At 66.9% G+C, this 13,518-nt stretch carries 13 protein-coding genes; 9 read left to right on the top strand and 4 right to left on the bottom strand.

Annotation, left to right across the window (positions count from 1 at the left end):
* The coding region (locus ACH107_RS23760; protein ID WP_412507962.1) for an FAD-dependent oxidoreductase at positions 1-576 on the top strand (576 nt) is incomplete at its 5' end.
* 129 nt (positions 577-705) lie between these two features.
* On the opposite strand, the gene ACH107_RS23755 is transcribed toward ACH107_RS23760, so the two are convergent.
* Complete coding sequence (locus tag ACH107_RS23755) at positions 706-1,626, bottom strand: hydrogen peroxide-inducible genes activator (RefSeq protein WP_412507961.1); 921 nt, start codon at positions 1,624-1,626, stop codon at positions 706-708.
* Between the two features lie 110 nt (positions 1,627-1,736).
* On the opposite strand from ACH107_RS23755, the gene ACH107_RS23750 reads away from it, so the two are divergent.
* From ACH107_RS23750 to ACH107_RS23715, 8 genes are all read left to right on the top strand, one after another.
* Complete coding sequence (locus ACH107_RS23750) at positions 1,737-2,381, top strand: peroxiredoxin (RefSeq protein ID WP_412507960.1); 645 nt, start codon at positions 1,737-1,739, stop codon at positions 2,379-2,381.
* A gap of 88 nt (positions 2,382-2,469) precedes the next feature.
* Positions 2,470-3,342 carry an MBL fold metallo-hydrolase gene (locus tag ACH107_RS23745; RefSeq protein ID WP_412507959.1) on the top strand — a complete coding sequence of 291 codons (873 nt, stop codon included), beginning with the start codon at positions 2,470-2,472 and terminating at the stop codon, positions 3,340-3,342.
* A 170-nt stretch (positions 3,343-3,512) separates the two neighbouring features.
* On the top strand, positions 3,513-4,925 hold the full coding sequence (locus ACH107_RS23740) for a cytochrome ubiquinol oxidase subunit I (RefSeq protein ID WP_412507958.1): 1,413 nt from the start codon (positions 3,513-3,515) through the stop codon (positions 4,923-4,925).
* 12 nt (positions 4,926-4,937) lie between these two features.
* Positions 4,938-5,939: a cytochrome d ubiquinol oxidase subunit II gene (cydB, locus tag ACH107_RS23735; RefSeq protein WP_412507957.1), complete on the top strand. Its 1,002-nt coding sequence runs from the start codon at positions 4,938-4,940 to the stop codon at positions 5,937-5,939.
* On the top strand, positions 5,939-6,046 hold the full coding sequence (locus tag ACH107_RS23730) for a DUF2474 family protein (RefSeq protein WP_412507956.1): 108 nt from the start codon (positions 5,939-5,941) through the stop codon (positions 6,044-6,046). Before cydB ends, ACH107_RS23730 begins: the two co-directional genes overlap by 1 nt.
* 38 nt (positions 6,047-6,084) lie before the next feature.
* Positions 6,085-7,767 carry a TIGR01244 family sulfur transferase gene (locus ACH107_RS23725; RefSeq protein WP_412507955.1) on the top strand — a complete coding sequence of 561 codons (1,683 nt, stop codon included), beginning with the start codon at positions 6,085-6,087 and terminating at the stop codon, positions 7,765-7,767.
* 62 nt (positions 7,768-7,829) lie between these two features.
* Positions 7,830-9,566 (top strand): SulP family inorganic anion transporter, encoded by a 1,737-nt coding sequence (locus tag ACH107_RS23720; RefSeq protein WP_412507953.1) that lies wholly within the window; start codon positions 7,830-7,832, stop codon positions 9,564-9,566.
* 169 nt (positions 9,567-9,735) lie between these two features.
* Positions 9,736-10,998: an MFS transporter gene (locus tag ACH107_RS23715; RefSeq protein WP_412507963.1), complete on the top strand. Its 1,263-nt coding sequence runs from the start codon at positions 9,736-9,738 to the stop codon at positions 10,996-10,998.
* A 95-nt stretch (positions 10,999-11,093) separates the two neighbouring features.
* On the opposite strand, the gene ACH107_RS23710 is transcribed toward ACH107_RS23715, so the two are convergent.
* The 3 genes from ACH107_RS23710 to alr all read right to left on the bottom strand — a co-directional run.
* Positions 11,094-11,840, bottom strand: a complete 747-nt coding sequence (locus ACH107_RS23710) for an ABC transporter ATP-binding protein (RefSeq protein WP_412507951.1) — start codon at positions 11,838-11,840, stop codon at positions 11,094-11,096.
* On the bottom strand, positions 11,837-12,622 hold the full coding sequence (locus ACH107_RS23705; RefSeq protein ID WP_412507949.1) for an MlaE family ABC transporter permease: 786 nt from the start codon (positions 12,620-12,622) through the stop codon (positions 11,837-11,839). Before ACH107_RS23705 ends, ACH107_RS23710 begins: the two co-directional genes overlap by 4 nt.
* On the bottom strand, positions 12,619-13,518 hold a 900-nt coding region (gene alr, locus ACH107_RS23700; protein ID WP_412507948.1), incomplete at its 5' end, for an alanine racemase. The genes alr and ACH107_RS23705, both read right to left, overlap by 4 nt.

Here is a 13,518-nt window from a genome sequence, read left to right as displayed (position 1 = left end):
GTGACCGTCACGACCGGCGGGGGCACCTTGCGCGCCGCGCGTGTCGTGCTGGCGCTGCCGCCGCGCCTTGCCGCGGGGCTTGGGGCCGCTGTCCCGGATGTGCCGACATGGATGGCAGGGCATGCCAAGCTGGTGGCGACGTATTCCGCGCCCTTCTGGCGCGATCAGGGTCTGAACGGCGACGCGATCTCGCACCGCGGGCCGCTGGCCGAGATTCACGATGCCTCGCCCGCCGACGCGGTGACGGGAGCGCTTTTCGGCTTCGCCCATCCCGGTGCGGCGCGGGAACCGGGCTTTCAAAAGGCGGCGCTGGCGCAGCTTGCGCGGCTTTTCGGGCCGGGGGCCGGCACGCCCGATGATACCTTCCTCAAGGACTGGAGCCGCGATCCGGCCACGGCGACCGATGCCGACCGCATCCCGCCCGCGGGCCACCCGGCCTATCGCGCGCTGCCCCCGGCGGGCCGCCTGATCTTCGCCGGGACGGAAACGGCGCCCGAGGATGGCGGCTTCCTCGAAGGGGCGCTGGCCGCCGCCGAGGCCGCCCATGCGCGTCTTGCCGCGGTCGCGGTCGAGTAAACGGACCCGGCTCCGGCGGGTGCAGCATTATGGCGACTTGGCTGAAACGCGGCGTTTCCCCGGGTGAGCTGTGCCAGGCAAGGCATTGCTATATAGTGAAAAAAAGCGCGTTTCGCATGGCTTCGCGGGTCATGACGCCTTTGTGTCACGTGGCAGATGCAGCAGGGTCCGGCTTTCGCCGAGCAGATCGCCCAGCCGGTTGAAAAACTCGGCCCGTGCCGATGTGGGTCGCCACGCGAGAACCACCTGTCGCGGGCAGGCATCCAGCAGCGGGAACAGGTCCACGTCGTGCTGCGCAGCGATGCCCGCCTCGACCGCCAGTCGCGGCAACAGGGTGATCCCGAGGCCTTCGGCGACCATTGAGATCAGGGTAGGCAGGCTCGTGGCCGAGAAACTGTCATCCTGCTGGATGTCCCGATCCGGAAAGGCCGACAGCGCGTGACGTTGCAGGCAATGTCCCTTTTCCAGCAGCATCAGCCGTGATCCTTCGAGGTCCGCGCCCGTCATCTCGGTGACTGGCGTCTTGGCATAGCCCGGCGGCGCCGCCAGAAGATACCCGTCCTCGAACAGGTCGACTGTTTCAAGCGATCCGATTTCGAAGGGTTTGGCGATCAGCGCCGCGTCGAGGCGCCCGGTGGCCAGCCCCTCGAGGAGCGACTCGGTCAGTTCCTCGCGCAGGAAGACGCGCAGATCCGGGAATGCCCGGTGGATGGCCGGCAGGGCCTTGGGCATCAGGTAGGGGGCGATCGTCGGGATCGCGCCGAGACGGATATCCCCGGCATAGGGCGTTCGGCTCTCCGAGGCGAGCTGTTCGATATCCACGGCGGCCGTCAGCATGCCGCGGGCTCGCCGGGCGATTTCTTCGCCGATGGGCGTGATCAGGACAGACCTCTTGGTGCGCTCGGCCAGTTGAACGCCCAGCATGTCTTCAAGCTCCTTCAGCCCGCTGCTGAGCGTTGGTTGCGACACGTGGCAGACCTCCGCCGCGCGGGAAAAATGACCCTCGTCCACGAGCGCGACGAGAAAGCGGAGCTGGCGTAATGTCACCATGACGACCCCATTAAAAGGTTAATCCTATAAATATCATTCAGAGTATTCATTTCAACAATAAGCAGGCAGCGCGTATCTCTTGCCCAGCAGATCACGAAGGAGATCGAGAGATGAGCGAAGACACCGCACAGTCGTTTCCCCGCCTCAACGAACCCGCCCCGGCCTTCGACGCGCCGACCACGGACGGGCGGCGGACGCTGGAAGATTACAAGGGCAAATGGTTGATCCTGTTTTCGCACCCGGCGGATTTCACGCCGGTCTGCACGACCGAGTTCATGGCCTTTGCCAAGCGCCAGCAGGATTTCGAGGCGCTTGGCGCCGAATTGCTGGGCCTGTCGATCGACAGCCACTACGCGCACATCGCGTGGATGCGCAACATCAAGGAAAAGTTCGGCGTCCAGATCACCTTCCCGATCATCGCCGACCTGAACATGAAGGTGGCGCATGCCTATGGCATGATCCAGCCCGGCGCGTCGGACACGGCCGCGGTGCGGGCGACGTTCCTCATCGACCCCGAGGGCGTGCTGCGCGCGATGGTCTATTACCCGATGAATGCCGGCCGCTCGGTCGACGAGATTCACCGGCTTCTGATGGCGCTGCAGACGGCCGCGGAGAACACCTGTGCCATGCCCGAGAACTGGACGCCGGGCGATCCCGTGATCGTTCCGCCGCCCGCCACGGCCGACGCCGCCGAGGCGCGCCCGGAAGAGGGCTACGACACGGTCGACTGGTACTTCTCCACCCGCCAGCTCTGATCGTTGCATCGGCGGGCCGGGCATCATGCCGGGCCCGCCGGGCACCCTGTTGAAACTCATTCCCTGCTTTCCGAAGGAGCGATACGCCATGACCACCCCGACCGTGAAATCATTCTGGGACGAGCCGACCGGGAGTTGGCAATACGTCTTCCACGACCCGGCGACCATGAAGGGCGCGATCGTGGATCCGGTTCTCAACTACGATCCGCAGGCCGGCGCGACCCTGACCCACAGCGCGCAGGAAATACTTGACTACGTGCGGGACGCCGGGATCGAGATTGTCTGGATACTCGACACGCACCCCCATGCCGACCACTTCTCGGCCGCGCCGTGGCTGAAGGAACAGCTCGGCGCCCCCACGGCCATCGGCGAGCACGTCGTCAAGGTACAGAAGCTGTGGAAGGATATCTACAACCTGCCCGAGGATTTCCCGACCGACGGGCGCCAGTGGGACCGGCTTTTCGCCGATGGTGAGGAATTCCGCGTTGGCGAGATCCCGGTGCGGGTGATGTTCTCGCCCGGGCACACGCTGGCCTCGATCACCTATGTCGCCGGCGACGCGGCTTTCGTGCACGACACCTTCATGATGCCCGACAGCGGCACCAGCCGCGCGGACTTCCCTGGCGGAAGCTCCAAGGAGCTTTATGACAGCATTCAGGCCATCCTCGCGCTGCCGGATGCGACGCGCCTCTATGTCGGACACGATTACGCGCCCAAGGGCCGCGCGGCGGCCTGCATGGCCACCGTGGCCGATCACAAGGCCGCCAACATACACCTCAAGGACGCCCCGTCCGAGGCCGAGTACCGGCAGGTGCGTGATGCCCGGGACGCCACGCTGCCGTTGCCCCGGCTGATGCTCGCGGCGCTGCAGATCAATATCCGCGGCGGGCGCAAGCCGGACCCCGAGGACAACGGGCGCGCCTACCTGAAGATCCCGCTCGATTACTTCGAGCCCCGCTGACACGCGGACCGCCCCCGTGCCGTGGTGGCGCGGGGGCGGGGTTTCCGGCGGCAGGGTGAGACGGGGCAGGGGAGCGCGACGTTGCGGCGACCTGCCGCCCCGACCTCCATGGCATGACGCCGGACACATTCCATATTTGCAATACGAAAAACCGATGGAAAGGTTTCGTTATGCTTGACGGACTCACGGCCGAAACGCTGGCGCGGTTCCAGTTCGCGTTCACCGTTTCGTTTCACATCATCTTCCCGGCCTTCTCGATCGGCTTGGCCAGCTATCTGGCCGTGCTGAATGCCCTGTGGCTGCGCACCCGCGAAAAGCGGTATTTCGAGCTATTCGAGTACTGGAAGAAGATCTTCGCGGTCGCCTTCGGCATGGGCGTCGTGTCGGGCATCGTGATGAGCTACCAGTTCGGCACGAACTGGTCCGTCTTCTCCGACCGGGCCGGCCCGGTGATCGGCCCGTTGATGGCCTACGAGGTGCTGACGGCATTTTTCCTCGAAGCCGGTTTCCTCGGGATCATGCTCTTCGGGCGCGAGAAGGTGGGCGAGAAGCTGCACATGTTCGCCACAGCGCTGGTGGCGGCAGGCACGTTGATCTCGGCGACATGGATCCTGTCGGTCAACAGCTGGATGCAGACGCCCGCGGGCTTCTCGATGAACGCCGAGGGCCAATTCATCCCCGAGGACTGGTGGGCGATCGTCTTCAACCCGTCCTTCCCCTACCGGCTGACGCACATGGTGCTGGCCGCCTACCTGACGACGGCCTTTGTCGTGGCCGGGGCCGCGGCGTGGCAGATGCTGCGGGGCCGCGCCACGCCGGCCACGCGCACGATGTTCTCCATGGCGATGTGGATGGCGGTGGTCGTCACGCCGCTGCAGATCCTCGCCGGCGACATGCACGGGATCAATACGCTTGAACACCAGCCCGCCAAGGTCATGGCGATGGAAGGGCATTACGACAGCCACCCCGAGGGCGCGCCGCTCATCCTTTTCGGGGTCCCGAATGCCGAGGAAAAGACCATCGACCACGCGCTGGAAATTCCCAAGCTGTCGTCGTTCATCCTCAAGCACGACCTCAACGCGCCGCTGGCCGGGCTCGACACGATCCCGGATGACGAGGAGCCGCCCGTGGGCATCGTCTTCTGGTCGTTCCGCGTGATGGTCGCGCTGGGCTTTGCCATGCTGGGGCTCGGGCTCTGGGGGCTGTGGCGCCGCTGGAAAGGCACCCTGTACGAAGGCCGCTGGCTGCAGCGCGCCGCCGTGGCCATGGGGCCGTCGGGCTTCGTCGCGGTGCTGGCGGGCTGGATCACCACCGAGGTCGGTCGGCAGCCCTTCACGGTTTACGGGCTGATGCGCACGTCCGACTCGCTCTCGCCGGTCGAGGCCCCGGCCGTGGCGACCTCGCTGCTGGTGTTCATCGGTGTCTACTTCTTCGTCTTCGGCGCGGGCACCTTCTACATTCTGCGCCTGATGAACAAGGCCCCCGGGAAAACACCGGAAGACCCGGCCTCGCAAGGTCCGCTGCGCAGCGCCGGCGTCACCCCGGCACCGCAGCTCGATCCGGATGCCATCCCGGGTGAATAAAGGAGATTAGCCATGTTCGATCTTGCAACCATCTGGGCGGGCATCATCGCCTTTGCCGTGCTGACCTATGTCATCCTCGACGGGTTCGACCTCGGCGTCGGGATCCTGTTTCCCGTCGCGCGGACCAAGCGCGACCGGGACATCATGATGAACTCGGTGGCGCCCGTCTGGGACGGCAACGAAACCTGGCTGGTTATGGGCGGCGGCGGGCTGTTCGCCGTCTTTCCGCTGGCCTACGCCATCGTGATGCCCGCGCTTTACATGCCGATCGTGCTGATGCTGCTGGCGCTGGTCTTTCGCGGCGTTGCCTTCGAGTATCGCTGGCGCACGGAACGCTGGCGCAAGGTCTGGGACTGGGCCTTCATCGGCGGCTCGACCGTCGCGGCGCTGTGCCAGGGGATCGCGCTGGGCGCGCTGGTACAGGGCATCGCGGTCACGGACCGCGCCTATTCGGGCGGTTGGTGGGACTGGCTGACGCCGTTCTCGCTGTTGACCGGGGTGGCGCTGGTCGTGGGGTACGCGCTTCTGGGGGCCACGTGGCTGGTGATGAAGACCGAAGGCCGGCTGCAGGACCGGATGCGCCGGCTGGCGTGGCCGCTCGGCGCTGCCACACTCGCCCTGATCGGACTGGTGAGCCTGCTCACGCCGTTCCAGGACCCGGTCTATTTCGACCGTTGGTTCAGTTTTCCGGCAGCGCTCTATTCAGCGCTGGTGCCGGTGATGCTGTTCTTCGCCGCCATGTACCTCTTTCGGGGGTTGGCCTCGCGCAGTGACCACGGCCCCTTCCTCGCCAGCTTGGCCCTTTTCGTGATCAGCTTCATCGGCATCGGCATCAGCTTCTACCCGATGATGGTGCCGCCCGCGCTGACCATAGACGAGGCCGCGGCCCCTGATAGCAGCCTCGCTTTTGCGCTGGTCGGTACGGTGATCCTGGTGCCGATGATCCTCGCTTACACCGCCTACGCCTACTGGGTGTTCCGCGGCAAGGTCGATCCGGACGCGGGGTATCACTGATGCGACGCACCACTCTCAAACGTCTCGGCTGGTTCGCCGTCCTCTGGCTGGCCTCGGTCTCGGTCCTCGCGGTGGTGGCCTACGCCATCCGCCTGATGATCCTCTGACACCGGCCTGACACACGCCCTGAAAAGGAGGTTTTCCAATGGAAGATCGCAAGATTACAGAAACATTGTCGGTCAGCCCCCAGCTCCAGCTCGCCGATATCCCCGAGCTCAAGCGCCTCGGCTACCGCTCGATCATCTGCAACCGTCCCGACGGCGAAGGCGCGGACCAGCCCTCGCACGAGGAAATGGAGAAAGCCGCGCGGCAAGAAGGCCTCGCCTTCCGTTACCTGCCGGTGACACCGGGCGTGGTGACCGACGAGACGGCCCACGCCTTCGGCGCGGCCCTCGGCGAACTGCCGGGGCCGGCGCTGGCCTATTGCCGGACGGGCACGCGCTCGGTCACGCTGTGGTCGCTCGATGCCGCCGACGACAGGCCGGTTTCCGACATCCTCGGGGCGACGCAGGCCGCCGGCTATGACATGAGCGGCGTTGCCCGCCGGATCGCCAATGGCGGCAGGACCCCAACCGACGCGGCCGATGCGCATTTCGACGTGGTCGTCGTGGGCGGCGGCGCCGCGGGGATCGCGGTCGCGGCAAGCCTCAAGGCGCGCAAGCGCGATCTCGGGATCGCGATCATAGATCCGGCCGACGTGCATTACTACCAGCCCGGCTGGACGATGGTCGGCGGCGGCGTGTTCGAGCCCGAGGACACGGCCAAGACCATGGGCAGCCTTATCCCGCGCGGTGTGCGCTGGATCAAGACCGCCGTCGCGGCCTTCGAGCCGACGAACGACGCGGTCATCCTCGATGGTTGCCGGGTGATCAAGTACGACAGGCTGGTCGTCTGCCCGGGGCTCAAGCTCGACTGGGACAGGGTCGAGGGGCTGGTGGAGACTCTGGGCCGCAACGGCGTGACGTCGAACTACCGCTACGATCTGGCGCCCTACACGTGGGACCTGGTGCAGAACATGAAACGCGGCCGCGCGCTGTTCACCCAGCCGCCGATGCCGATCAAGTGCGCCGGCGCACCGCAAAAGGCGATGTATCTTTCGGCCGACGCATGGGCGCGTGCCGGGAAGCTGTCAGACATGGACATCCATTTCTGCAATGCCGGGGGCGTGCTCTTCGGCGTCAAGGAGTACGTGCCGGCGCTGGAGGAATATGTCGCGAAATACGGCATCTCGCTCGATTTCTTCCACAACCTCGTGGCGGTGGACGGCGCGGCCGGGACCGCCACCTTCGAGGTCGGCAAGCCCGGCGAGGTGCCCGACCGCGTCGAGATGGAGTTCGACATGCTCCACGCCGTGCCACCGCAAACGGCGCCGGATTTCATCCGTGTCTCGCCGCTGGCCGATGCGGCCGGGTGGGTGGATGTCGACCAGGCGACGCTGCGCCACAAGAGCTTCGACAATATCTGGAGCCTTGGCGACGTGATGAACGCGCCCAACGCCAAAACGGCGGCCGCGGCGCGCAAGCAGGCGCCCGTCGTGGCCGACAACCTCGTGGCCGATATCGACGGCCGCGCGCCCCACGCCCAGTATGACGGCTATGGCTCCTGCCCGCTGACCGTGGAGCGCGGCAAGATCGTTCTCGCCGAGTTCGGCTATGGCGGCACGCTGAAGCCCAGTTTCCCCAAATTCCTGCTCGACGGCACCAAAGCCACGCGCAGCGCGTGGTGGCTCAAGGAGCGGCTGTTGCCGCCGATCTACTGGCAGGCCATGCTGCGCGGCAAGGAATGGCTTGCCAAGCCTGAAAAACTCGACCCGGTCCCGGCCGAATAAGATGCCTCACCCCGACGGCCGGCGCCCCCGGCGCCGGCCGCCCCGCCAAGGAGACCCTGCCCATGCATCGCGCGATGCGCCGTTATCTTCCGATCCTCGATTGGGGTCGCGACTATACCCGGGCCGCGCTGACGGCCGACCTGGTCGCGGCCGTGATCGTCACGATCATGCTGATCCCGCAGTCGCTGGCCTATGCCCTTCTGGCCGGCCTGCCGCCCGAGGCCGGGCTCTATGCCTCGATCGTGCCGATCCTGCTCTATGCCGTTTTCGGCACCAGTCGCGCGCTGGCCGTGGGACCGGTGGCCGTGGTCTCGCTCATGACGGCGACCGCGATCGGGCAGGCGGCGGATCTCGGGGTGGGCTACGCGGCCGCGGCGCTGACGCTGGCGCTGCTGTCGGGCGGCATGTTGCTGCTGCTGGGGGTCTTCCGGCTGGGTTTCGTTGCCAATTTCCTCAGCCACCCGGTGATTGCCGGGTTCATCACGGCAAGCGGGATCCTGATCGCGACCAGCCAGCTCAAGCACATTCTGGGCGTGCCCGCCGAGGGCCACACCCTGCCGGAGGTCCTGATATCGCTGGTCCGCCACGCCGGCGAGATTGATCCGGTCACCCTTGCGATCGGTGCGGCGGCCACCGCGTTCCTGTTCTGGGTGCGCACGGGCATGAAGCCGCTGCTGATGCGCCTTGGCCTGTCGGCGGGCATGGCCGGTGTCGCAACCAAGGCCGGCCCGGTCCTGGCCGTGGTCGTCACGACCGGCCTCGTGGCGGGCCTGCGCCTGGACCAAAGCGGGGTGGCCATCGTGGGCGCCGTGCCCCAGAGCCTGCCGCCGCTCACGATGCCGGCGCTCGACGTCGAGCTGATATCCGCCCTCGCGCTGCCGGCGCTTCTGATTTCGATCATCGGCTTCGTGGAATCGATCTCGGTGGCGCAGACGCTCGCCGCCAAGAAGCGTCAGCGCATCGACCCGGATCAGGAACTCATCGGGCTCGGCGCGGCCAATATCGGGGCGGCCTTCACCGGCGGCTATCCGGTGACGGGCGGGTTCGCGCGTTCGGTCGTCAATTTCGACGCGGGCGCGGAAACCCCGGCGGCCGGTGCCTTCACGGCGATCGGGCTGGCCATCGCCGCGCTTGCCCTGACACCCCTGATCTACTTCCTGCCCACGGCCACCCTTGCCGCGACGATCATCGTGGCCGTGCTGAGCCTCGTTGATTTCGCCATCCTGCGCCATGCATGGGCCTATTCCCGGCCCGATTTCGCCGCGGTCGCCGCGACCATCCTCCTCACGCTCGGCATCGGCGTGGAGGCCGGGGTGTCGGCGGGCGTCGTGCTGTCGGTTGCGCTGCACCTCTGGCGCAGTTCGCGCCCGCACGTGGCCGAAGTCGGCCAAGTGCCCGACACCCAGCATTTCCGCAATATCCGCCGGCACGAGGTCCTGACCGATCCCGAAGTCCTGATCCTGCGGATCGACGAAAGCCTGTGGTTCGCCAATGCCCGCTTCATGGAGGATTACATTCTCGAACGGCTGTCCGGCGACGACGCGGTGCGCCACGTGGTTCTGATGTGTTCGGCGGTCAACGAGATCGACCTCTCGGCGCTCGAAACGCTCGAGGCGCTCAACACCCGGCTGGCCGACCACGGGATCGATCTGCACCTGAGCGAGGTGAAAGGCCCGGTCATGGACCGGCTCAAGCGGTCCCATCTGCTGGACGCGCTCACCGGGCGGGTTTTCCTGTCACAGTGGGACGCCTGGACCGCGCTGAGCCGCGCCCCCCGGGTGCATGAGCTGACAGCGTAGACCCCCGGTCGCGGGAGCGCGCCGCCGTTGGCGGGTGCACATCGCAGAATTCAAAATCCCGGCATGTCCGGGGCAGGGCGGGGCCGCGGGCACGCCGCCATTGACAAACCGGCGGAATGAACCACGCTACAAGCTGGCAACGGGCCACGGGATCGCGGAGGGACGGATCATGCGGCAGGTCTTCTCGGGTGTCTGGGCCCTCCTTCTCGGGATCGTGTTCATCATGCTGGGCAACGGCATGCATTTCACCCTGATCGGTCTGCGCGGCGGGATCGAGGGCTTTTCCTCGGCCGAGCTGGCCATCGTGACATCGGGCTATTTCATCGGCTTCCTGTCGGGGGCGCGCCTGTCGCCGGACATGATCCGCCGGGTTGGCCATGTGCGCGTCTTCGCGGCACTGGGCAGTTTCATGTCCGCGGGGCTCATCGCGCTGCCGCTGCTGGCGGACCCGTGGTCGTGGACCGTGCTGCGCCTGATCATCGGGTTCTGCATGTCGGGCATCTACGTGGCCGCGGAAAGCTGGCTGAACGATGCCTCGACAAACGAAACGCGCGGCAAGGTACTGTCGGCCTACATGATCGCCCAGACCCTCGGGATCATCGGGGCGCAGGGCCTGCTCACGCTGGGCGACGCGGGCACGTCCGTCCTTTTCATCGGTGCCTCGATCCTCGTGTCGATCTCCTTCGCGCCGATCCTTCTGACGGTGACACCCGTTCCCGCGGCCGATGTCGCGCGGCCCATGTCCCTGCGGCAGCTTTTCAAGGGATCGCCGCTGGGAACGGTCGGAATTTTCCTGCTGGGCAGCGTCTACGCGACGCAATCCGGCATGGGGGCGGTTTTCGGCACGCAGGTCGGGCTGACGGCGACGCAGATCTCGGTTTTCGTGGCGATGCTGTTCGCCGGGGCGCTGGTGCTGCAATATCCCATCGGCTGGCTGTCCGACCGGATGGACCGCCGCAAGCTGATTTTCGGCGCCGCCATGGTCGGGGCCGGGTTCTGCGCGCTGGGCTGGTTCAGCGGCGGCGGCCTGCTGTGGATGATCATGGCGTCGGCGTTCTTTGCCGGGGGCATGACCACGCCGCTCTATGCGCTGTTCCTGGCCTATACCAACGATTTCCTGCCGCCCGAGGATTTGCCGGCGGCCTCCGGCGGGCTGGTGTTCACGTTCGGCCTGGGGGCCATTGCCGGGCCGCTGGTAACGGGCTGGGCGATGGAAGGGCTCGGCCCCTTCGCGTTCTGGCTGGTGCTCGGGGGGACGTTCGGCGCCATCGCGGTCTACGCGATGTATCGCATGACGCAACGTGACGCCGCCCCGGCCGAGGAAACCGAAAGCTATCTGGGCGTTGTGCCGACGGCCTCACCGGTGGCGGTCGAGGCCGCTGGGACATGGGCCGCGGAACAGGCCGAGGCCGATCGCGACGCGGAGGCGTGACACGCCCGGGCGCGTGCCGCTCGTGCGACTGGAAAGGGTCCCGGCGGCCCGGCGCCGATCCGTCCGACCGGGCACGCCCGCGCGGTCGGTCGGGGCTAGCGCACCGCCTCTATCGGCCCCTCGGCGCGGCCATGGATGAACTGGTCGAGGTAGGGATCGCCCGAATCGTCCATCCGCCCGACAGGGCCCGTCCACTGGATGATCCCGTCATGCAGCATCGCCACGTTGTCGGCGATGGCACGGACCGATGTCATGTCATGGGTGATGGTCATGGCCGTGGCGCCCATCTCGGTCACGATTTCGCGGATCAGGTCGTTGATGACACCGGACATGATCGGATCGAGCCCCGTGGTCGGTTCGTCGAAGAAGATGATCTCGGGATCCGCGCAGATGGCCCGGGCCAGCCCGACGCGTTTCTGCATCCCGCCCGACAGTTCGGCCGGGAACAGGTCGGCCTGTTCGGGTTTCAGCCCGACCCGGCGCAGCTTCTCGATGGCGACCTCGCGCGCCTCGGCCTTGGGCCGTTTCAAGGATCCGCGCAGCAGGCGGAAGGCCACATTCTGCCAGACCGGCAGCGAGTCGAACAGCGCCCCGCCCTGAAAAAGCATTCCGAACCGGGCAAGAAAGGCGTCGCGGTCGCCCTTGGTCACGTCCTTGCCGTCCAGCGTGATCATCCCGGAATCGGGCCGGACCAGCCCGAGGATGCATTTCAACGCCACGGACTTGCCCGTGCCCGACCCGCCGATGATCACCGTGGAGGTGCCCGACTCGATCCGCAGGTTGATCCCGCGCAGGACGCGGTTGGTGCCGAAGGCCTTGTGGACGTCGCTGAGTTCGATCATGCCGAGAAGAATAGCTCCGTCAGAAGGTAGTTGGCGGCAAGGATCAGCACCGAGGCGGCAACGACCGCGGCCTTGGTGGCGCGACCCACGCCCTGCGCGCCGCGGCCGGAGTTCATCCCGTAGAAGCAGCCCATCAGCGCCACGATGAAGCCGAAGGCCGCGCCCTTGATCATCCCCGAGGCGACATCCCACACTTCGAGGAAGTCGATCGTGTTGTGCAGATAGGTCGCGCCGGAAAATTCCAGCCGGCCCACGCCGACGAGGAACCCGCCCATGATCCCGATCACGTCGCCCACGCCCACCAGCAGCGGCACGGCCAGCGTGGCGGCCAGCACTCGGGGCAGGGTGAGGTATTTCATCGGGTTGGTGGACAGCGTCACGAGCGCGTCGATCTGTTCGGTCACCTTCATCGTGCCGATCTCGGCGGCGATGGAGGACGCCACGCGCGCCGCCACCATCAGCCCGCCCAGCACCGGCCCCAGCTCCCGCGTGAGGCCGATCGCCACGATCGATGGCACGACGGTTTCGGCGTTGAAGCGCGACCCGCCGGCATAGATCTGCAGCGCCAGCGCGCCACCGGTGAACAGCGCCGTCATGCCCACCACCGGCAGCGACAGCCAGCCGATCTGGACAAGCGCGTGGCCGAATTCGCGCGCGTAGAAGGGGGGGCGGAACAGGTGCGACACGGTCGCCAGCGCGAACAGCGCAATGCGCCCCATCATCGCCAGCGCCGTGATCACGGGCCGCCCGACCCCGGCAAGAAGATGCGCCGGCCAGCTCATCCGCCTGTATAGCGCCGCGTGTAGCGCGGCCCGAGCGCGGTAAGGATCTCGTACCCGATCGTGCCGGCATTGTCGGCCAGCGTGTCGATGGACTGGTGCCGGCCCAACAGTTCGAGGCTCGTCGGATCATGGCCCAGCCCGGTGACGTCCACCCCGATCAGGTCCATCGAGATGCGCCCGGCAACCGGGCATTTCACGTCCTCGGCAAAGGCGTGCGCATGCGGCCCCATGATCCTGTGCAGCCCGTCGGCGTAGCCCGCGGAAATGGTCGCGATGCGCCGCGGGCTGTCGGCGGTGAAATCGTTGCCGTAGCCCACCGTTTCCCCCGCGGCGATGTCACGGCACTGGATCACGGGCACGTCGAGCGTGACCACCGGGCGCGCCTCGACATACGGCAGCCCGCCGTAAAGGCCGATACCGGGCCGGGACAGGTCGAAATCATAATCCGGCCCCATCAGGACCCCGCCGGTATTGGCAAGGCTGCGCGGCGCGGCCAGCCCGTCCGTCATCTCGCGGAAGGTGGCCAGCTGGCGCGCGTTCATCGGGTGGTCGGGCGCGTCGGCGCAGGCGAGGTGGCTCATGATCAGCGCGGGATCCTGCGACAGCGCGATCTCGCGCACCGCGGACCATTCCGACGGCTCGATCCCCAGCCGGTTCATGCCCGTGTCCAGCTGGATGCCGAAGGGGTGCCCCGGCAGCGCCTCCACGTGACGGATCATCTGGTCGAGCGAGTTGAGCAGCGGCGTGAGCCCGGTATCGCCGATCATGTCGGCATCCCCCGGCATGTGGCCCGAGAAGACATGGATGACCGGGTCGGGGCCAAGGGCCTGGCGCAGGGCCGCGCCTTCCTCGGCGATGGCCACGAAGAACTGCCGCGCCCCCGCGCGGGCCAGCGC

This window comes from Roseovarius halophilus (ex Wu et al. 2025) (assembly GCF_047086965.1).
The sequence above is the reverse complement of the archived record's forward strand: the minus strand, read 5'-3'. Positions and strand labels throughout refer to the sequence as shown.